We start from the raw sequence: 17,201 nt of genomic DNA on the forward strand, positions 1-17,201 counted from the left end.
TTGAGGAGTCACCTTAGCCGCGGAGGATGCCGGTACACAGCGGAATCCGGTGCTCGTGGACGGTCCCATCGCGTACCCGCACAGGTTCGGTCACCACACCTCCAGCAGTCGCAACGGACGTCCCTGCCCACTCGACCGCTCCGACCTCCAACCCGACGACACCTATGCGGTCACAGCAGCAGCCGGTAGCGCTCAGCCCTCCACACCCTTGCCAGAGACGAAGTCCAGGCGATCAACCTCCGTGGCAGAGAGGTACCTCTCCCGCTTAGAGAGGAAGGCACGTACGTAGTCCTTCGACTCGTGCTCATCGAAAGCCGCCTCGTCCCGATAGAGCTCGTAGAACGCACGCTGCAACGGACGGCCATCAACACGGTGTACCGCGTAAATCACTGTTCCAGGCTCGTTCGCCCGGATCTGTTCACCAGTCCGCGCCGCCAACTCATCGAACGCGGTGGCGGCTGCTTCGTCCTTGCACGTGAATCGCACAAACAGCCCGAACATGCCTAGTCTCCTCTCCCATCGGCATCCGGTCGGCGCCTGCCCCTCATGATGCCCGCGCAGCGCACCCTGCCGTTCAACACGGCCGAGAGTTGATGGCGCACGTTGGCGAGTGTCTACACCTTCTTGGGGAGTCCCGAGCAAAGCGAAGGTCCCCGGACTCATCCAGGGACCTATGAATCGAGCAACGCCGGCGCCTACTCGTATTCGCGCAACAGCTCCTCGATCTTCCGGTTGACGATCTCCTGCCGTCCATCGATGCACTTGGCATAACGGCTCAGCAGGACCTCGACGCTATTGCCCGCACGCTCGGCGACCTCGGTCGGGTCCACCCCTGAGTTGAGCCAGGTCGACAGGGCCGAGTGCCGGAGGTCATACGGCCGAGCAGCGAGCGGTGAGGCGACCGCGGCCGGCGGGAGCGCCAGCGCACGGGCCTCCTGCCAGACGCGGTAGTACGTGGACGAGCCCACCACTCCCCCACGCTCGTTGGTGAACAGCCGCCCGTCCTCGGCGGTGCCGAAGGTGTCGAGGTGTTGCCGGAGGATGGCGACGAGCTGGGGCGGGATCGGCACGATGCGGACCTCCTCCGCCGGCCGGTTCTTCAGGCCCCGGTCGTCATGGGTCTCGCCGGAATCCGTCCACTGCTTGCCGACACTGGGACGCGTCCGATTTAGCAGGGCGGTCCCCCAGCCGACCTCGGGCAGCTTCACGTCCGCGCTGGTAAGGCCCACGGCCTCAGCGGGACGCAAGGCGCCGTAGTACATGCAGGCGAACAGGCCGACGAGCCGACGGCCACGCGCACGGCTGTACCCACCGACGTACGAAACCGCGGTCAGCAGGGAACGAGCCTGCTCGGGATTGGCGACCACCCGAGGATCGACCTCTCCGGCGACCTTCGGCTTCTTCCAGCGGATACCCGTGATCGGGTTCTCCTTGAACTCCCCCAGGTCCACCGCGTAGTGCAACGCGTTGACGAGCGTCCGACGCTTGCGCCGGACGGTCTCCGCGGCTGCCGCCGTCCCGTCGAGCTTGAGCCTGAGCGAGTCCAGGACGGCCCTGCCGATAGCGGCGTCCCCGAGGTCCGAGAGCGGGCGCGACGCCTTGGCCACCCAGTGCAAGACGTTCGCGACCTCGGTCGGCAATTCACGCTCGTCCGGACCGGGGAGGACAAAGGCCCAGTTGCGAAGCACCTTCCTGACCAGTTCCTCGGACGGCTGCCCCGGACGCTCGTCGAGAAGGGCCATCGTCACGGCAGTCAGCGCTTCATTGACCCCGTTGCGCGTGTTCGGCGCCGCGTGCGGCCACTTCATGGCGAGGTACTTCAGAGCGAAGGCGTACCAGGTCATCGATGCCGCCTTCTCGACCATCGATTCCGGCAGCCCCGTCACCGTGTCGAACTCTTCGCCGGCATGGGTAGCGCGGAGCAACTTGGAGCGGTAGTGGTCCGCCAGTCCTTTGGTGCGGAATTGCTCGGAGAAGACCTTTCCGGCGACCATCCAGCGGACGTCATAGGACGGGTTCTTGGTGTTCCGCTTTCGGACGCCCCACACCTTCACGTCGAGAGACTTCACGCCGCTGCCTCCAACTGCCGAAGCCAAGCGGCGAAGTCAGCACGCCACACCCGGAGTTCGCCGTTGGGCAGCTTGAAAGCAGCCGGACCCTGGCCCAGTTCACGCCAGCGGTAAAAGGTGCGGCGAGACACTCCACCCAGCTCCGCGAGGATCTGCGGGACGGTCATCAGTTCGTCGCGCCGGTGGTCCATGTCAGTGCTCCTTCCGTGTCGTCGTCTGCCTGGCCTGCTGGGGCGCCAGTGCCGTGAGTGATGAGGTGTTCTGCTGCAGTTAGGCCCGTGCCGGCGAACACCCAGTGGGAGAGGACGAGGACGGTGTCCGGGTCGGGCAGCGGGTGGCCGGCCTCAGCCGCGCGTTCGCGGGCCAGGGCTTCGTTGTGGTCGGCGCGCTCCTGGCGGAGGGCGCTGAGGGTGACGGAGTACGCGTGGGACTTGGTGGAGAAGTGGCCGCAGAAGCCGAGCATGTGCGCCCACTTGCGCAGGCGCAGGGGCTCGAGTTCGGGCAGGGCGCCGAGGTGCCAGCAGGTGAGGATCATCTGTCGGGCGTGGTCGGTGACGCCCGAGCCGATCAGGTCAGTGATCGGATTGCGGATAGGGCGGTCCAGAGTGCCGGCGGTCTCGGCACCCTTGGTGGCGTACTTGGCGATGTAGGCGGCCACGGCGCGGCTGGACAGTTCCGAGGTGCCCTCGAAGTCGGCCGAGCGGATGGGGCGGATGTCGAGCTGGTCGCCGAAGCGGAATGCGTAGTCCTGGCCGTCGAGGACGGGGCCGGGTGCCTCGGCGAGGCTGACAGCGGAGCGGATCGCGTCGGTGAGCAGTTCCGTGGTGGCCCAGGCCGGCGGGGCATCGTCGGCGCCGTCCGGGCCGTCGAGGCGGATGACAGCGTGGAAATGGACTGCGCCGCGCCGCTGGTACTCGGCGACCTTGGCGTAGGAGACCTTGAGGTAGTGGCGCAGTTCCGTGCGCTTGATACCTGCGCGGGAGGCGAGGTGCTGGCGCAGGTAGGTGGTGAAGCGGGCCCACAGTGCCCCGGCGTGCGCGTTCCACAGGACGGCCGCGCCGTAGTCGTAGCGGTCCGGGTCGAGTGGAGTGCCGAGGGCGGGGTCGTCGTCGGGGTGGAGGCGTCCGCAGCGGCACCGGCCGCCGCCGGGCCGGTTGTGGACGGAGCCGAAGGACGGGGCGGTGAAGGTGGCGAAGACGCGCGGGTGTTGGGCGACGGCCGGGCCGATGCCCTTGCCGCCGCTCAGTCCGGCGGTGACCAGGTGGAAGGTGTCTTTGCGGTAGATCTCGGCACAGGAGGCGCATCGGGTTGCGCGGCGGTTGTTGCATCGGATGAGGAGCTGTCCGGCTGGGAGGTCGCGGTCGGCGATCTCGCGGACGATCTCCCCGGTGGCGGCGTGGACGTCGAGCCGGTGGCCCTCCATCCGGACGGGCCGCTCGCAGCCGCCGAGGCGCTGGATCTGGCGTGCGTAGGAGCTGAGGTCGCCGTGCTGGGCGAGTGCTGCCAGCTGGCGGATGGCTGCGGTGGGAGTCGCAGGGCGCATGTGCGGGTTCCTCCTTGCAGGGCCGGACATTCGGGCAGGCACTCGACCTGTCAAGGGGGCTAGACAGTGAGGGCAGGCCGAGTGCGCGGAGCGATGAGGTCAGCGGCGGGTGAGGATGGAGCGGATGACGACGGCGCAGCCAGCCACGGACGTGGCGGTGATGGCGACGGCAAGGAGCATGCTGACCAGGACGGCGCCGACGACCAGGACCACGGCGGTGCCGCCGCCGACGAGGGCGAGCGCGGTGCCAGGCGTGAGCCGGTTGGCCGAGCGGAACGGGGCCGGTGCTGCGATGGCCGGCGGCGGAGCCAGAACGCTCGGCGCGATGGTGGTCGGTTCGACCACGGCGGACGAGACGACGAGACCGGTGGGCTGAGGCATGGTCGGGACCTTCGGACGGAACATGAACGAATCTCCTTCGCGGGTCACTTGAGGAAGCTGTTGATGACGGGGGCGAGCAGGCTGTCGGCGAGGAGGTAGCCGCCGAGGAGCAGGACGGCGATGAGCCACCAGGGCGGGCGGATGAGCTTGACGCCGAGGACGCCGACGACGAGCAGGGCGAGCCAGAGCGGAACGTTCATTGCGGTGGTCTCCTGTCAGGCCGGGCAGCGGTGGGTACGGGCGGCGAGTTCGGCGGCGGCGCGGCTGTCGTACTCAGCGGAGAAGTCACAGCGGGGCGCGGTGCAGGCGGCCAGGTGACGGTTGCGTCCTCGGTCGACGTAGGAGGCGACGTTGACGGGGCCTATGCGGCGGACGTTGCGGAAGCGCCGGTTCACGGTGGTGCTCCTCTCAGAGGTGCGCGGCGACGGACGGGGTCATGGACGGAGGCAGGCCGAGCCGAGCGCGTACGGCGTCGGGGTCGGCCGGGTGACCCGTGGCCGAGCGGTGTTCCTCGGCCAGGGCCCGGACGCGGTCGACGAGGGCGGGCGGCAGGGAGGCGGCGACGGAGGGAACCGGGGGTGGAGTGACGACCGGTTCGGTGATGGCTTCCACAGCCGGTTCGAGGCCGGAGGGAGGCAGCGGAAGTGCGTCGTGGTCGGGCCCGTCGACGGCCGCCGGGGCGGGGTGCGGTTCCACATCCGTGTCCGTCATCGAGGAGGGGGCCGGGGCCGCCGGCGCTTCCGCGCCAGGCGAAGCGTGGGCCAGCAGAGTTCCACCGAAGAAGGCGACGGCGGGCCAGCCCGCGACGACCACGCGGAGCGAGGCCGGTACGTGGTCCAGGTCGAGGAGCCCGGCGGTGGCGACGTTGGCGCCGAGGGATGCGGCCAGGGCCACCAGGAACCACAGCCGCGGGCTCCCTGCCGCCTGCCCCGCTTGCTGCTGCTGGCGCATCCGCCGCCAGGCTGCGACCAGCAGCAGGTCGACACTCACCGGGTAGGCCCACGCCTTCCAGCCGCCCTGTCCGGCCGCGGCGGCGAGGTCGTGCAGGTGGGAGAAGGACAGGGCGCCCGCGATGACGGCCTGGACGACCACGGCATCCACTCGGGCCAGGTGGGCTCGCATCGGCTCGGCTTCCTTCCTGTTTCGGGCATGGCAGGCGTAGGGACGTGGCGCGAGGCGGTCACGCCGACCGTGGGAGAGGGAGAGCGCGTTACTCGGTCACCGGGCGAGCGGTGGGCGCGATAGGTGCGGCCGGGGAAGGACCGGCAGCTCTTTGGCGACGACGGGCCGGAAGGAGTCGAGCCGGGGCAGTTCCGGCACCAGGCCCGAAGTGTCGCGGCAGACGGCCGCCGCGTCGTTGAGGGTGAGGTGGGGCGAGCGGACGCGGGACCAGCCGCCGGAGGAGTCGCCGACGACCGCGACGCCGGGCCGTTGGGCCGGGATGGAGGTAGCGGCAAGCGCCGCTTCGGGTGCGATGTCGCCGAGCGCCATGTTCGCGGAGGTCTCGTCGTTGACGCGGTGGCAGACCCGGCCGGTGAGCTGGGCGCGGAGCATGGTGGCGCCCTTGCCGAGTTCGGCGCCGAAGCGCTGTCCGCACACCTCCAGGTACATGCCGGCTGCCCGGCCGAGCTGGGCGAGGCGGATGAGCTTGGTGACCATGGCGTCCCGCCGCTTCTCGTCGTCCTTGCTCGCGGCGAGAAAGAGTTCGGCGACCTCGTCGACGACAACCACGACCGGCACCGGCCGCACCTTCTCCGGCAGGCCCCACACGTCCGAGGTGAGCACGGCGTCCGGACCGGCCCCACCCGTCATGCCGATCAGACGGAACCGCGCTTCCATCTCCTCCACCAGGACGTCAAGGAGGTCGTTCGCACGGTCCGGCGTATCGGCGAGCGCCGACAGACGGGGCGCGAACGGGGCCAGTTCGACGCCCCATTTGCAGTCGATGCCGACGAGCGCGACGGGCTGCCGGGCCAGCCCACACAGCAGGTTGCGCAGGTACACGGACTTGCCCGACTGCGTGGCGCCGAGGATGAGTTCGTGCGGCACGGTGCGGAAGTCCCGGACGTGCCAGTGTCCGTCCTCACGCAGTGCCAGCGGTAGGGACAGCGGTCCGGTCTGCAGCCACCGACGAGCGGGCCGGACGTCGGCAAGGACGTCCCAGCCGACGAGCCGCAGCTCCAGCCGTCCCGGCTTGGTGGGGCGGACGTGCACGGCGTGCGCGCCCCAGGCGTGCCGCAGTCGGTCGGCCGAGGCGGTGAAGTCCTCGGGTGCCTGCCCGGCCGCCATGCGCAGCCGCATGACGAGCCCGGACCCGGTCGGCCGGGGCAGCGACCGGCGCGGCGGTACAGGGGCCGCCTGCCGCCCCATCATCCGGGCGGTGGCCCGGCGGACGGCCGAGGCCGGCACCGTCAGGCCGCAGGCGTCCATGGTGGCCCGGTACGAGGTGAGCACCCGGAGCGTGACGACCGGATACCCGACCAGCCACCAGAACAGGACCGGCAGCCGACGGCGCACCGGGACCAGCACGGCCGCCGCGAGCAGTAACAGGATCAGAACCCACAGGGCCTCGGTCATGGCACTCAGCCCCGCGCCGCCGCCGGGGTACCGACCATGACGGCGTCAGCCCGGTAGGCGATGCCGTGCCGGGTGCGGCCGCCGAACTCGCTCTCCCACGGCCGTGCCACCAGACCGGACAGGAAGACCGGCGAACCCATGACCAGGCCCTCACCGATGCCCTTTTCGGGAACGGTGACCTTGATCATGTCCGAACCGCCCTCTGCGATGAACACCAGCTCCAGGACCATGAGCCGGTCGTTGGTCACCGGGTCCACGGCCACCTCACCGGTCTGCCGGTCCTTGACCTTGACGTCGGGCAGCTTCGTGACGAGCAGAGTGGCGGCCGAGGTGTCGACGGGGATGACGCGCATGGTGTGAACCTCACTTGAGTCGGGCGCCCTTCATGGACACCGAGCCGAATTGGATACCCCCCTAGACAGCGAGGGTGAACCCGCCCGAACTGTCTAGGGGGGTTGACGACTACCGTAATCGACGCCCCGTCAACTGTCTAGGGGGGTATACGAGCGTGTCTCGAAGCTGCGGGGTGCGCTAGGACATGACCCAGTGGAGCGCGGTCGCATCATCGCGGGTCTTCCCCCGCGGCCAGTGCCGACCGTTGGGATCGTCGGCCTCGGCTGCGCGAACGCGGCGGATCAACCCATCCGGCCCTGATGAGTTGAGGATGCCCAACGCCTCTTTCCAGTCAGCAAGTTCGAAGCTGTCGACGAGTCGTGTCGCGCCATCGCTCAGCAGCGTTACGGAGGCCAGTGAATCGAGCGGCACCGTCCCCGTCAGGGCATGCTCGGCCGCTCGCGGGTCGGGGCCGGCGATCCAAAAACCGCCTGGCCGGTTACGCAGGCTGGTAAGTGCATCCCGGTATTCCGCGAGGGCAGCGGAGTGTTCGGTTGAGCCGGTGGGCAGTGCGTCGACCGCTCCGCGCAACCACTTACCCACGTCGTCCAAGCGCTGGTCGGTGATGGCGGCCGTACTCCCGTCCGTCTCGGCGAGGAGGAGGGTCGAGTCACCGAGGACGAGGTACTCCAGAGCTCCCGCCTCGGCCCGGACAGCGACGACCGTACTGGTCGGACTGGCCCGATAGGCCAGGTCGCATGTGTCCTCGTGCAGGGAGCGGACCGCTCTGATCGAGTCGGCGAGACAGTCGGCGAGCGGCCGGGCGGGGTGCGCCGCGATGTCAGCCAGCAGCAGCCCGCCCAGCGTGGAGGAGAACCAGGCGATGCCGTGCACGCATCCGGTCTCCGCCCCGGCCACGCCGGCACCGTCGAGGAGAACGGCCGCGCCGAAAGAGGCGGCGGCGAAGTCCTCGTTTTCCCGTCCCGAGTCGGCCGGCTGCGAGCCGAGGATGACGTTCACGCCGTCGCCTCCTCGTCGTGCAGGTAGAGGGGGCAGAGCAGTTCCACGGATCGTGGCTCGTCGGTCTCGGGGTCGTACTCGACGCTCACCAGCGTGGAGAAGTGGCGCTCGCCCACCTGTCCCCAGAGCGTGTTGAGGTCCGAGGTGAGCAGGTGGACCACGCCGAGGGAGCCTGCCGTATGGATTCCGGCAATGGCGAGCACCGAGCCGTTGCCGTCCGGTCGGGGCAGCCTGCCGAGGTATCCGACGTCGTGCGGGCGGTGCGGCTCGATGTCCGCTCCCGCGTGGTACTTGGCGCCGGTGCGCCGGTCCACCAGAGCCCACGGTTCGCCCTCCGTACGCTCCCAGCCGAGTACCGGATCCTGGGCGTACAGGTCACTCATGGCCTGGGACATGGCCGGCCCACAGACGACGATCAGGCCGTCTCGGTTCAGGTCGATCTCACCGCTCACCAGCACGTGACCGGAGCTAACAGCAAGCCCGTAGGACTTGGCCAGCTCCTCCAGTCGCTTGCCGGAGTTCATGTCGGCCATGGCGACGACCGGACGTTTCTTCTCGCCGTCCCACCGGAGCGGAGTCACGACAGTGACGGCGCCCATCCCCAGGAAGGCCCCCTCCGGTGCCGGGCCGGTGTGCCGGATCTGGTGGATCCGCCCACGGCTCAGGCCTGCCTTCTCGGCGATCTGCGCATAGGACAGCCCTTGCGCGTGGAGGTCCTGGACCACACGGCGGCGGAGCCGGGCAAGCTCGGTCACCTCCTGCTGTGCGTCGGCCAGCCTCTTCGTGACCTCACGCAGGAGCAGGTACGGATCATCGATCGCGGTGATCCGTTGCAGCTCGTCCGACATGACCGCACCTCCTAGAAGTAACCAGGAGTCTAGGGCCCTAGACGGAATGGGCGGGAGGTGCCGTCCTGTACGAACGCTGATCACGAAGAATCGGGACCGCCGCCGAGGCACACCCCGTGGACTCACCCGCCACCGCCCACCGAGTGACCGCCGACCGCTGACGAACAGAGCGCTATCACGCCCCTTCCCGCGCCAGCTCGGCCCAGACGGAACGCCCGTCGGGCCAGTTCTTCACGCCCCAGTCCTTGGCGCAGGAGGCGATCAGCAGCAGGCCGCGGCCGCCCTCTTCCTGACTGGTCACGTCACACAGGTGCGGCACGCGTTCGCCGCCCTGGTCGACCACCTCGATGCGGACGAGATCGTCGCCGCCGAAGCAGACGACCACGAGGAACCAGCCGCCGGCCGAACCACTCAGCGAGTGCCGTACGGCATTGGTCGCCAACTCGCTCACGACCAGGACGGCATCCTCGACGGGGCCGCGCCCGTCGAGCAGGGCAGCGACGAAGTGACGGGCATGTGCCACCTCTTCAGCCACACCAGGAAAGGCACGGCACCACTTGGACCGCATAGGAGACTCCTCCACCATCGTCTAGGGGACTAGACAGCGCAGCGGCAGAGTATTCCCATGAGCGACTCACAGGCCAGGCATCTGGAGGAATTATTCCTCTAAGGAGTGAGAGTGTCTCCCAAGTCGCGGAACTCCTTCATCACCTGCAACAGCAGCTCCCGCACCTCCCCACCGAAGACCGCAGCCCCCTCGAAGCGGCCGAACGTCTCCTCGTACGAGGCCACCTCGGCGGAGTCGGCCGACACACGCTCAGCGCCGAACGTCTCGACCACGACCGCTCGCCGGTCGCACAACATGAACCCATGGCGAGGCAGGACCGGCACCGGCCGACGCCAAGGGATGACCCCGAGCCGCACGGTGCTCAGACTCTCGACGGCCAGCAACCGGTCCAGCTGAGCGAGCATCAGCGCCGGGGTCCCCGGCCACGTCCGCAGCACAGCTTCGGTCAGCACGAACACCGACTCCCGCCCCGGTTCGTACAACACGCTCTGACGCTCCACACGGGCAGCAACAGCCCGCCCGACCGACTCCGGCGTCGCGGCCGGAGCACTCTCGAAGACGTGCCGGGCGTACTCCGCGCTCTGGAGCATGGCCGGCAGAACGACGCACTGGAACGAGCGCACGAGCCGAGCGGAGCGAATCTCTTCATCACCGGCGGCACCAGCCGGGATCGCGGTGTCTTCGAGTTGGCCGGAGTCCGCAGCCGCCTCAACCGCGGCCAAGAGGTCACGCACCTCACGGGCGGTCGACTTATCCAGGCCGAGGGCACGCGAGAGCCGATCCAGCACATCAAGGCTCGGAACCATGCGCCCGGTCTCGACCTTGGACACAGTCGGCTGCCCCACATGGGCCCGCTGCGCCAGCACAGCACCTGTCAGGCCGGCTTCTGCACGAAGCGCACGAAGACGGGTTCCAAGCACCCGCATCCGCTCTCGCCGTTCACTCCCCATGCCAAGGGTTCTACACCACGAGCCAGCAGACACCAGGACCACCAGCAGCAACAGCCAGCAGTCCGAGCACGATTCAAACTTTCCCTACTGGTTCAAGGCGGCTCGCTCCGCTCCCCGCGCGCGGCCCGGCCCCCGGCCGGGCCTGCGCTCCTAATGGTGCCGTAACCGGGTGGGCATGTGGTGATCCGTAGTCGCTCCCGAGGCCTGATCTCTCAAGACAGAGTCGGCCCCACATGCCTTCCCGCTCTGTGAAGCAGCGCCGGGGGTGGCGGGGCCGGTCCGCGCTCCTGCCTTCGTCCCGCGCGGACCGGCCCCGCCACCCCCGCTCGCACACAAACAGCGGCATCGTTACCTCTCGTGGTCCAAGCCGCCGCCAGGGAACACCTCTCACCGCTCGGCGAACGCCCTCAGTTCCGCAGCTGACCGAGACCCCTGGCGACCGCTGGGATTGCGAACGGCTAATCGGATGACGGGCCTATGAGCCCTGCCATTAGGGAGACGCGCAACCCCGCCACGGCGACGACCTCACACCACCGCCACCCATCCAAGGACACCACCATGACCAGTGTGTTCTGCGGCATCGACTGGGCCACCGACCACCACGACATCGCACTGCTCGACGAAGCCGGCGCCCTCTTGGACAAGCTCCGCATCGACGACACCCCTACCGGCCTCAGCCAGCTCCTGGACTTGCTGGCCCAGCACGGCGACAGCCCAGAGAACCCGATCCCGGTCGCCATCGAGACCTCTCACGGACTCCTGGTCGCCTGCTTACGCGCCACCGGCAGACCCATCTACGTGATCAACCCGCTCACCGCCGCTCGCTATCGCGACCGCTACGCACTCAGCCGCAAGAAGTCCGACCACCTCGACGCCAAGGTCCTGGCCAACATCCTGCGCACCGACCTCGCAGAACACCGGCCCCTGCCCGCGGACAGCCACCTCGCCCAGGCCATCACCGTCCTGGCACGAGCCCACCAGGACGCCGTCTGGGACCGCGTCCAAACCGGCAACCGCCTCCGCTCCCACCTGCGCGAGTACTTCCCCGGCTTCCTCACCGTCTTCCGCCACTTCCGCGAAGGCCTCGCCTCATCCGTCACCCGCACCCTGCTCGCCACGGCGCCCACACCCACCCAGGCCGCCCAGCTCACCCGCCCGCAACTGCGAGCGATCCTGAAGAAGGCCGGCCGCCAACGGGAGATCACCGGTGAAGTCGAGCGTCTCCACACCCTGCTCCGCGAGCCGCAGATGCATCAGCCGCCCGTGATTGAGCAGGCCATGGGCACCAAAACCCTCGCTCTGCTGCGTCAGTTCAACGCGGCCTGCGCCAGCGCCGACGACCTGGAAGCAGCCACCACCACCGCCTTCGCCACCCACCAGGACTCCGAGATCATCACCAGTTTCCCCGGCCTCGGCGCACTGACCGGCGCCCGCGTCCTGGCCGAACTCGGCGACGACCACACCCGCTTCACCAGCCCACGCGCACTCAAGGCCTACGCCGGATCCGCCCCCATCACCAGATCCTCCGGACGCAAGACCACCGTCCTGGCCAGGCACATCAAGAACCAGCGCCTCGCCTCAGCCGGCTACATCTGGGCCTTCGCCGCCCTCACCGCATCCCCCGGAGCACGAGCCCACTACGACCGCCGCCGCCAAGCCGAAGACCGACACGTCGCAGCCCAACGCAACCTCTTCAACCGGCTCCTGGGCTGCCTGCACCACTGCCTCACCCACCGCATCCCCTACGACGAGCAGACCGCCTTCCCCAGCACCGCTTGACGATCAACCGCATCGGATGTCTGTCTCCGCCCCGCTCCAGCCCGGCCGGCCCCCGGGCCGCGACCTATGTAATCGGTCGCCTAACGCCAAAGAGGAGGCACGTCGTGGCTGGGGGCTCCACGGCTTTAGCCACCTCCCCGATCCGGGGCCCGCGTCGAGCAAGACCAGGGGGCCACTCGTGCACATTGCGGTCAGGCCCAAAGCCTGCCCGAGTTGCCAATCAGCGTACGGCCCCCTGATCATGCTCGACCCCAGACCGGGCAGGCCACCGGCCAAACCCGCTCCGCCGTCCGCCAGTGTCCCTAGCGGGCCCTAGCCATGAGTGGCGCTGGCGAAGTCACGGTTGAGCCCGTCACAAGCGGACAAGCACCGATCGCAGCAGAGCTGTACGCCGGGGCGGAACTTTGGGCCCAAAGCGGCGCTTAGTTCCGCCGGCGTCCCAGCCGGGATGCTGGTAGGCCTGGTGACCAGCTGCCGGGGGTTGGCCACGATGGCCAGGGCCGTCATCTCGGCCTTGGTGATCACGCTCCTGCACTCTCGGCCGTCGTACATCTCGCCGGGCAGGTGATCGCAGTCCTCCGGGTCGAGGTTGCAGATTGAACACTTCGACTCCAGTACTCGGACCTCAGGGCTCAGGCCCACCCGCTGATGGGCGAGATCCACCGGGCACTCGCGGTAGTAGGCGCCGTCGCGGTAGGGCAAAGTACAGGAGTCGGAGTAGTGACGACGGAGAAGCGCGCCTACCTCATCCACGAGTTCGTGGGCTGACTCGAAGAGGGCTGAATCGCGAAATTCAGAGCGATCCATGATCTCCTGGAGTTGGCTACGCAGTGCGAGCAGGGTCTCTTTCGCTGCAGCATCGGGGTGTTGAGCTGTCCGCGCGTTTCCCACCTTGGCGAGGCAGCGCTCGTACAGTTTCTGCTCAGTCTTCGGAGAGCTGACCACGTTCACTCCCTCCGCGCCAGTCGATCTCCTCGATCGCCTTCAGCACTGCCTCGGGCGTTCCATCGAGCCGCAGGTTGGTCCGGTCGCCTTCCCTGATGACCTCAAGGTGCAGGATTACCGACGGAGGAGTGAGCTCCTCGGGGGCTGGCGCGTCGGCCCTCCCCTGTCGCTTCACGATATAGCGAGTGATCATCGCAGTCGCTGCTGTGACGACGACGTCCTTGCCTACATCCCTGGCGAACTCAATGACGGGCAGCCAGATGTCGGCCGAGTCGTGTGTGTGGTAGTCCCGATCCGTCTTAGCGTCCTCGAACTCGACCGTCACACCGGCAGTCCGAAGGACCTTGGCCACGGTGATCGCCTCATACGGGTAGTTCCCCCGTTCGCCCTGGCGGGGAACGCTCGGAAGCCCCGAGATCCCCCGCCTGATCAGTACATCGGCCATGATGACCCCTTCCGTGATCATTGCTAAGAGTTAATGCGCGGCATCTTGTCGGCCCTGGTGAGCTGGGTCAGTTGAAGAGAGTCAGGACTTCAACCACCAGGATCACAGAAGCGCAAAGGCACCACCCTGGAGCAGGTGCCTGCCAGCACACGGCTGACCCAACAGGCCCTTCCCACAAGCGTTCCCTGCAAGAGGCGGGGTTGCCCCAATCGACGAGGCGCCCCAGCTTTCGGCGCAGGCAGTCCGCACCGCTACCAGTGCCTTTCGCGAAGTAGACGGCACCCATGGCACCCGGGCCTCAGAGGCCGATGACCCATATCCGCCACCCGGCAAACCCGTACCGCGTCTCGAAGGCGGCGGTCTCGTCGACGTCGTGGTTCTCCTCGATCTACGGCGCCTAGTCGAGAGTGCCGTGATCGACACGTCGGGGCGCGGGCCCGTCCATGACTGCGGGGGCGCTACCACGAATTGCCTCAGAGCGAAGCCTGTAGCCAATAGTTGCCTCAATGATTCGATCTTTCACCCTATCGGCAGTATCGGATCGCGGCATGGGCAGGTCGAGATTTGAGGCTAGCCGCCGCAGCTCTTCCTTATTGAGTCCGAGCTCTCCAAGATACGAATATCCCGCCTCTCGCGAGTCCATACCAGTAAGGGCAGCCTTGATTTCCTCCACGTGCGGAAGTTCCCGGACTGCGGACTTCTTCGCAGAGGCCCTCTTTGCGAGCGGTTCACAAACTAGTTTAGCTTGCCCGTTCGCCAATTTCTCAATTTCCTCAGGCGTTAGACGCCTAAGTAGAGCCGCCACCTGCTTCAGAACTTCAAGCGGCACAGCGATTGATGAGTCCATCGACACTCAAATCCCCAATTTATTCGAAATCTCGTTAACGAGCGCCTCAAGTTCGCTAACGATGACCTTTCCCATTCCGGCACTAGGCTTCATTACGACCGGGACGCCTTCTCGAGGGGCGTCGCCGTAAAGCGTTTTATTCTCTCGAACGTAGTTCGCGAATACCTGAACTCCTAGAGACGAGGTCTGGTTCATGTATTGCCTCTGTGCAGCGATCGGGCGATCTGCATACATTTGAGTCATGGTGAAGACGACACCAAGGATGTCGGGATTGATCTTCTCTACATCTGCGCCGCCGTCTTCGAGCTCCGCGTACTCATTGTAATTGGCAACCAGCTCATCGAGGCTGGTAATTAGGAAGTCAATACCCATAGTTGACAGGTAGTCGGGTTTGGCCGGGATTAGTACGTATTGACTAGCCACGATGGCGGTCTTGGTTACCACATTGAAGTTGGGCGGGCAGTCAATCAAGATTACATCATATCGATCGAAAGACGACTCTAGGAGCCCCTCGGAAAGCCGGCGATGCACCCGCAGATATTTCAGCTTATTCTGCTTCAGGGTTCCCCCGCCAAGCTCAGTGGCAAGCTCTAGGTCCACATTGATCAGACCGAGGTGCGACGGGATGAGGTGAAGCAATCCACCATTTACCGGAAGCGCCCGCTTCAACTTCGGGGGTTCGAAGATGAGGCTAGACAGTTCCAAACTTGCGCCCGAGGCAAGCGAATCGTACCAGCGCTTGATAGTTTTATTGGGAGCTAGTTTATCCCGCCAATAATCCGGCTCAACCAGGGAGAAAGTAAGGCTTGCCTGCGGGTCCAGGTCAATAAGAAGAACCTTTTTTCCGCGAAATGCTAGCTCCGCGCCGAGATTCGCCGTCAGAGTAGTTTTACCTACCCCACCCTTATAGTTAATTACTGATACTACAGGCATACTTCCCCCTCCAACGCAAGTAATGCAACGCTATTTCCACAAGATACCCTACTAAGCGCCCACCTGACATGAATTGTGGCGAACCGCTTAGCTCGCCGGCAGTTTCGTGGTATACGGCAACGAGGCGTGGTCGTTGCCGGCTCCAAGAGCCTGATCAAGGCATCGCCACGGGGCTGCCTCAGGCGTCCGTCGGCTGCGAGTGGCCGTCTGACATGCCAGGCGTGCGTCAACGCTCGTCCAGCCGGTGGTTCCCGTCAGGGGGCAACCTGACGCACGGACTGCGTGGAACGCCGTCCTCAACCGATGGACGGCACCCTGCCAGCGTGACTTGGTCACCGAGACCGTCCAATCCGAGTGCTGCTTCCACGCGGAGGACTCCCCCTCTTCGGCTAGCCCATGCACAGACGAGGCCGCCCTCGAGTACGTGGTGGCAGCTAGACGCCGTAACCGTCTGCCGGTTGGATGGCAAACCTGATACTTCGCGAGGCGTTGTCAGTAGCGCCCGCTATGTTGACAACACGCGCTGGCGCGGTGCCGTGTCGCGCAGCGTCCGTGTAGTCGGTGTGTCTTTTGGGAGGGGCTCGATGGCGGCGTGGTTGGTGCTAGCGAAGGCCGGGAGCAAACGGATCAGCGAAGGTTACGACGACAGCCCCGCCACCCACTACAGCTGGGACAGCACCGTGAACAACCACGCCAAGCTGAAGGTCGGTGACGTAATCGCGTTGTGGGACGCCACCGAGCTGTTGGGGCTGTCGGTGATCGAGGACATCGAGACCGGCCAGGGTGAGAAAGAGACCCCGTACTGCCTCGCTTGTGGCAAAGCAGATGTCGCGCTGCGGAAGAGGAAGCTCCCCCGGTTCGTGTGCTGGAACCAGGAGTGCAAGCACGAGTCGGACGAAGTTGGTTGGAAGCGCAAGGAGATCACCACGTACCGCAGCCGGCACGAAGCCGGTTGGATCGACGCACGCGGAACCCTTACTGCGGCAGAGGTACGAGCCCTGTGCGTCCAACGGGCCTCGCAGAACAGCCTGCGGGAGCTGCGTTGGCACGACTTCCACCACGCCCTAACGCATGGCGGTGTGCCGCTGCCGTTGCGTGTCATCGACACCACCCAGAAAGCCATCACTGATGGTCATGGCACAGCCACCATCCGCGTCCGCAGGGGGCAGCCCGCCTTTCGTAAGCACCTACTTGAGGTGTTCGGCGAGGTATGCGTATTCAGCGGGCCGGCCCCGGTGCAGGCGTTGGAAGCGGCACATCTGTACAGCTACGCAGCCAACGGCAAGCACCATAAGGGTGGTGGTCTCTTGTTGCGTCGCGACTTGCACCGTCTCTTTGACCTCGGGCTGATCGCCGTCAACCCGAGGACTAAGACTTTGCACCTGGCTGGAGAGCTCAAGGCGTACCCGGACTACGCGCGGTTGGACGGCGCCAAGCTCGCAGTGCCTGTGACGCCCGATCACGTCAAGTGGATGGCAAAGCACTGGGAGATGCACCGCGCGAACGTGCCAGACGACCTGATGCCCCGGCAGGTCGGCCCCTCTCACGTAGCTATCGTCTAAAGATCAGTGACCGTGCGAGGGCAAGCCGAAGGGCAGCACATGGATGAGCAGTGACGACTCAAGCGTCGCCCGTTCACCGCGGTGCGAGCAACCATCCTGATCGCTCACGATGACAGCTGCACTACCGAGAGACCGAAGACGCCCAGCGAACCGTACTGAGCCGCGAAGGTCACGCTCGCAGTACGGATTCCACGTCGATCTCGCAGCGCTTAGGGCACTACGGCGGCTGATGGGCTCGCCATCGGCCGCCATTCGCTTCTCAAGAGAGATCTCCTGTGGCCGACAATTCGTTCATCGCGTCTTCCGTGCGACGTAGTACTACGCGTCCATCACCGCTGCTGTAAGCGATCAGCTCAGAGCCCGGAGTGATGCCTGCCTCGGCGAGAAGGCCGAGGGGAAGT

At 66.5% G+C, this 17,201-nt stretch carries 19 protein-coding genes and 1 pseudogene; 2 read left to right on the plus strand and 18 right to left on the minus strand.

The genetic code is table 11. The features are described 5' to 3' along the window. Nucleotides 1–192 precede the first annotated feature (192 nt). The 14 genes and pseudogenes from AQJ66_RS26765 to AQJ66_RS26825 all read right to left on the minus strand — a co-directional run bounded on the left by AQJ66_RS26765 (nucleotide 193) and on the right by AQJ66_RS26825 (nucleotide 10,289). Entirely contained in the window at nucleotides 193–501 is a 309-nt protein-coding gene (locus tag AQJ66_RS26765) for a putative quinol monooxygenase (RefSeq protein ID WP_061927177.1), read from the minus strand. Nucleotides 502–695: 194 nt separating this feature from the next. Next, complete coding sequence (locus tag AQJ66_RS26770; RefSeq protein ID WP_061927179.1) at nucleotides 696–2,069, minus strand: tyrosine-type recombinase/integrase; 1,374 nt, start codon at nucleotides 2,067–2,069, stop codon at nucleotides 696–698. Further along, the gene (locus tag AQJ66_RS26775; RefSeq protein WP_061927181.1) at nucleotides 2,066–2,260 is read right to left on the minus strand and encodes a helix-turn-helix transcriptional regulator; all 195 of its coding nucleotides are present in this window, start codon (nucleotides 2,258–2,260) and stop codon (nucleotides 2,066–2,068) included. The genes AQJ66_RS26770 and AQJ66_RS26775 overlap by 4 nt, the downstream gene beginning before the upstream one ends. Next, complete coding sequence (locus AQJ66_RS26780) at nucleotides 2,236–3,612, minus strand: replication initiator (RefSeq protein WP_061927183.1); 1,377 nt, start codon at nucleotides 3,610–3,612, stop codon at nucleotides 2,236–2,238. Before AQJ66_RS26780 ends, AQJ66_RS26775 begins: the two co-directional genes overlap by 25 nt. Before the next feature lie 99 nt (nucleotides 3,613–3,711). Then, nucleotides 3,712–4,017, minus strand: coding sequence for a hypothetical protein (locus AQJ66_RS26785; protein ID WP_061927185.1), 306 nt, complete (start codon nucleotides 4,015–4,017; stop codon nucleotides 3,712–3,714). A 20-nt stretch (nucleotides 4,018–4,037) separates the two neighbouring features. Beyond that, nucleotides 4,038–4,193: a hypothetical protein gene (locus AQJ66_RS38545; protein WP_107119057.1), complete on the minus strand. Its 156-nt coding sequence runs from the start codon at nucleotides 4,191–4,193 to the stop codon at nucleotides 4,038–4,040. Nucleotides 4,194–4,208: 15 nt separating this feature from the next. Next, nucleotides 4,209–4,388 carry a mobile element transfer protein gene (locus AQJ66_RS26790; RefSeq protein WP_061927187.1) on the minus strand — a complete coding sequence of 60 codons (180 nt, stop codon included), beginning with the start codon at nucleotides 4,386–4,388 and terminating at the stop codon, nucleotides 4,209–4,211. A gap of 13 nt (nucleotides 4,389–4,401) precedes the next feature. Next, nucleotides 4,402–5,115, minus strand: a complete 714-nt coding sequence (locus AQJ66_RS26795; protein ID WP_061927189.1) for a DUF2637 domain-containing protein — start codon at nucleotides 5,113–5,115, stop codon at nucleotides 4,402–4,404. An 88-nt stretch (nucleotides 5,116–5,203) separates the two neighbouring features. Then, a pseudogene (locus tag AQJ66_RS26800) lies at nucleotides 5,204–6,570 on the minus strand (FtsK/SpoIIIE domain-containing protein). Nucleotides 6,571–6,575: 5 nt separating this feature from the next. After that, nucleotides 6,576–6,923, minus strand: coding sequence for an SCO3933 family regulatory protein (locus tag AQJ66_RS26805; RefSeq protein ID WP_061927191.1), 348 nt, complete (start codon nucleotides 6,921–6,923; stop codon nucleotides 6,576–6,578). 178 nt (nucleotides 6,924–7,101) lie between these two features. Beyond that, a complete protein-coding gene (locus tag AQJ66_RS26810; RefSeq protein ID WP_061927193.1) occupies nucleotides 7,102–7,923 on the minus strand; it encodes a hypothetical protein in 822 nt (273 codons plus the stop codon). Further along, entirely contained in the window at nucleotides 7,920–8,771 is an 852-nt protein-coding gene (locus tag AQJ66_RS26815) for a sigma factor-like helix-turn-helix DNA-binding protein (RefSeq protein WP_061927195.1), read from the minus strand. The genes AQJ66_RS26810 and AQJ66_RS26815 overlap by 4 nt, the downstream gene beginning before the upstream one ends. 175 nt (nucleotides 8,772–8,946) lie before the next feature. Beyond that, nucleotides 8,947–9,339: an ATP-binding protein gene (locus AQJ66_RS26820; RefSeq protein WP_061927197.1), complete on the minus strand. Its 393-nt coding sequence runs from the start codon at nucleotides 9,337–9,339 to the stop codon at nucleotides 8,947–8,949. A 98-nt stretch (nucleotides 9,340–9,437) separates the two neighbouring features. Further along, on the minus strand, nucleotides 9,438–10,289 hold the full coding sequence (locus AQJ66_RS26825) for a helix-turn-helix domain-containing protein (RefSeq protein ID WP_079060440.1): 852 nt from the start codon (nucleotides 10,287–10,289) through the stop codon (nucleotides 9,438–9,440). Between the two features lie 558 nt (nucleotides 10,290–10,847). On the opposite strand from AQJ66_RS26825, the gene AQJ66_RS26830 reads away from it, so the two are divergent. After that, nucleotides 10,848–12,068, plus strand: coding sequence for an IS110 family RNA-guided transposase (locus AQJ66_RS26830; RefSeq protein ID WP_061927199.1), 1,221 nt, complete (start codon nucleotides 10,848–10,850; stop codon nucleotides 12,066–12,068). Between the two features lie 312 nt (nucleotides 12,069–12,380). Here the strand turns inward: AQJ66_RS26830 and AQJ66_RS26835 are convergent, their stop codons facing one another. The 4 genes from AQJ66_RS26835 to AQJ66_RS37785 form a co-directional block, all read right to left on the minus strand. Next, nucleotides 12,381–13,013: a hypothetical protein gene (locus AQJ66_RS26835; protein ID WP_159052643.1), complete on the minus strand. Its 633-nt coding sequence runs from the start codon at nucleotides 13,011–13,013 to the stop codon at nucleotides 12,381–12,383. Continuing rightward, on the minus strand, nucleotides 12,991–13,458 hold the full coding sequence (locus AQJ66_RS26840) for a hypothetical protein (RefSeq protein WP_159052644.1): 468 nt from the start codon (nucleotides 13,456–13,458) through the stop codon (nucleotides 12,991–12,993). The genes AQJ66_RS26835 and AQJ66_RS26840 overlap by 23 nt, the downstream gene beginning before the upstream one ends. A gap of 397 nt (nucleotides 13,459–13,855) precedes the next feature. Then, the gene (locus AQJ66_RS39050) at nucleotides 13,856–14,305 is read right to left on the minus strand and encodes a hypothetical protein (protein WP_159052645.1); all 450 of its coding nucleotides are present in this window, start codon (nucleotides 14,303–14,305) and stop codon (nucleotides 13,856–13,858) included. A gap of 6 nt (nucleotides 14,306–14,311) precedes the next feature. Beyond that, nucleotides 14,312–15,238 (minus strand): ParA family protein, encoded by a 927-nt coding sequence (locus AQJ66_RS37785; protein WP_079060441.1) that lies wholly within the window; start codon nucleotides 15,236–15,238, stop codon nucleotides 14,312–14,314. A gap of 584 nt (nucleotides 15,239–15,822) precedes the next feature. On the opposite strand from AQJ66_RS37785, the gene AQJ66_RS26845 reads away from it, so the two are divergent. Continuing rightward, entirely contained in the window at nucleotides 15,823–16,800 is a 978-nt protein-coding gene (locus AQJ66_RS26845) for an HNH endonuclease (protein ID WP_244162944.1), read from the plus strand. The last annotated feature ends 401 nt before the right edge of the window (nucleotides 16,801–17,201 follow it).

Origin of the sequence: Streptomyces bungoensis (assembly GCF_001514215.1) — a bacterium.
Taxonomy (GTDB): domain Bacteria; phylum Actinomycetota; class Actinomycetes; order Streptomycetales; family Streptomycetaceae; genus Streptomyces; species Streptomyces bungoensis.

Excerpts from the sequence above, each read along its gene's own strand:
- AQJ66_RS26765 (WP_061927177.1), bottom strand. The coding sequence starts at position 501 with ATGTTCGGGCTGTTTGTGCGATTCACGTGCAAGGACGAAGCAGCCGCC.
- AQJ66_RS26775 (WP_061927181.1), bottom strand. The coding sequence starts at position 2,260 with ATGGACCACCGGCGCGACGAACTGATGACCGTCCCGCAGATCCTCGCG.
- AQJ66_RS26780 (WP_061927183.1), bottom strand. The coding sequence starts at position 3,612 with ATGCGCCCTGCGACTCCCACCGCAGCCATCCGCCAGCTGGCAGCACTC.
- AQJ66_RS26785 (WP_061927185.1), bottom strand. The coding sequence starts at position 4,017 with ATGTTCCGTCCGAAGGTCCCGACCATGCCTCAGCCCACCGGTCTCGTC.
- AQJ66_RS38545 (WP_107119057.1), bottom strand. The coding sequence starts at position 4,193 with ATGAACGTTCCGCTCTGGCTCGCCCTGCTCGTCGTCGGCGTCCTCGGC.
- AQJ66_RS26795 (WP_061927189.1), bottom strand. The coding sequence starts at position 5,115 with ATGCGAGCCCACCTGGCCCGAGTGGATGCCGTGGTCGTCCAGGCCGTC.
- AQJ66_RS26805 (WP_061927191.1), bottom strand. The coding sequence starts at position 6,923 with ATGCGCGTCATCCCCGTCGACACCTCGGCCGCCACTCTGCTCGTCACG.
- AQJ66_RS26815 (WP_061927195.1), bottom strand. The coding sequence starts at position 8,771 with ATGTCGGACGAGCTGCAACGGATCACCGCGATCGATGATCCGTACCTG.
- AQJ66_RS26820 (WP_061927197.1), bottom strand. The coding sequence starts at position 9,339 with ATGCGGTCCAAGTGGTGCCGTGCCTTTCCTGGTGTGGCTGAAGAGGTG.
- AQJ66_RS26825 (WP_079060440.1), bottom strand. The coding sequence starts at position 10,289 with ATGGGGAGTGAACGGCGAGAGCGGATGCGGGTGCTTGGAACCCGTCTT.
- AQJ66_RS26830 (WP_061927199.1), top strand. The coding sequence starts at position 10,848 with ATGACCAGTGTGTTCTGCGGCATCGACTGGGCCACCGACCACCACGAC.
- AQJ66_RS26840 (WP_159052644.1), bottom strand. The coding sequence starts at position 13,458 with ATGGCCGATGTACTGATCAGGCGGGGGATCTCGGGGCTTCCGAGCGTT.
- AQJ66_RS39050 (WP_159052645.1), bottom strand. The coding sequence starts at position 14,305 with ATGGACTCATCAATCGCTGTGCCGCTTGAAGTTCTGAAGCAGGTGGCG.
- AQJ66_RS37785 (WP_079060441.1), bottom strand. The coding sequence starts at position 15,238 with ATGCCTGTAGTATCAGTAATTAACTATAAGGGTGGGGTAGGTAAAACT.
- AQJ66_RS26845 (WP_244162944.1), top strand. The coding sequence starts at position 15,823 with ATGGCGGCGTGGTTGGTGCTAGCGAAGGCCGGGAGCAAACGGATCAGC.